Source organism: Streptomyces sp. SD15 (assembly GCF_054462255.1).
Genome location: NZ_JBTLMO010000147.1, coordinates 1 through 895, shown reverse-complemented (window position 1 = coordinate 895; position 895 = coordinate 1). Strand labels below are relative to the sequence as shown.

Sequence of the window (895 nt, the reverse complement as noted above, 5' to 3'; positions counted from 1 at the left end):
GGCCCCGGGGACGGTGAGGGCGTGGCTCCAGCCGCCGGGGCCGGCGAACAGGTCGAGGATGATCCGCCTCACGAGGCTGGCTCGGAATTTTCCTGTACCGGCTCGGCTTCGCCACGGCAGGCCCAGGGAGAGCAGCTGTCGACCACGCCGTTCTCCAGCTCCTCCGCATCGGTTCGGGCGTCCAGTTGCTGCTGGCGGGCGGCCGATTCGGCGGCGGTGACGTGGCCGATCGGGGACTGGGCGAGCGGTTCCCGGGAGCGGTGCGGGAACGCCTGCCCGAGCAGCCGACCCGCCGCAAGAAGGCACTCCCCGGTGCGAAATACTCTCCCGATGAGTTCACGCACTTCCCCGATCAGCCAGCCGATCACGATACGGAGGGCCGTCGCGCGGGATGCCAAACGGCTCACGCGGCTCGTGCGTGGCTCAGGCGCCTACGAGGGTAAGTACGCAGCCGCAGTGGCGGGCTACCGGGTCGGTCCTGATTACATCGAGGCCCACCGCGCCTTTGTGGCCGTCGGCGCCGACGAGCATGGAGGCCGGGTCCTCGGGTTCTACTCGCTCGTCCTCGCGCCACCGGAGCTCGACCTGCTGTTCGTCGCCGACGAAGCGCAAGGACGGGGTATTGGACGGCTGCTCGTGGCGCACATGCAGTCCGAGGCCCGTGCCGCCGGGCTCGACCGTCTCAAGGTCGTGTCGCATGTTCCCGCCGAGGACTTCTACCACCGCGTTGGTGCGGTGCGGACCGGGACCGCGTTTGCGAACCCGCCTGCCGTGCCGTGGGACCGTCCCGAATTCGAGTTTCGCATTCCTTCGGAATGACGCGGTGTGCCGGTTGGCGGGGCACCGGCTTCGCCTGGATGGTGGCCGGCATGCAGGAGCCGCTGGACGCCGCGCG

General features: G+C 69.8%; 2 protein-coding genes. One reads left to right on the top strand and one right to left on the bottom strand.

From position 1 onward, the window contains the following. Window positions 1-68: 68 nt before the first annotated feature. Window positions 69-368 (bottom strand): hypothetical protein, encoded by a 300-nt coding sequence (locus ACX28W_RS43945; protein ID WP_459005698.1) that lies wholly within the window; start codon window positions 366-368, stop codon window positions 69-71. Here ACX28W_RS43945 and ACX28W_RS43940 point away from each other — a divergent pair. After that, complete coding sequence (locus ACX28W_RS43940; protein ID WP_459005697.1) at window positions 331-819, top strand: GNAT family N-acetyltransferase; 489 nt, start codon at window positions 331-333, stop codon at window positions 817-819. The two genes, ACX28W_RS43945 and ACX28W_RS43940, sit on opposite strands and share 38 nt — an antisense overlap. Window positions 820-895: the final 76 nt, after the last annotated feature.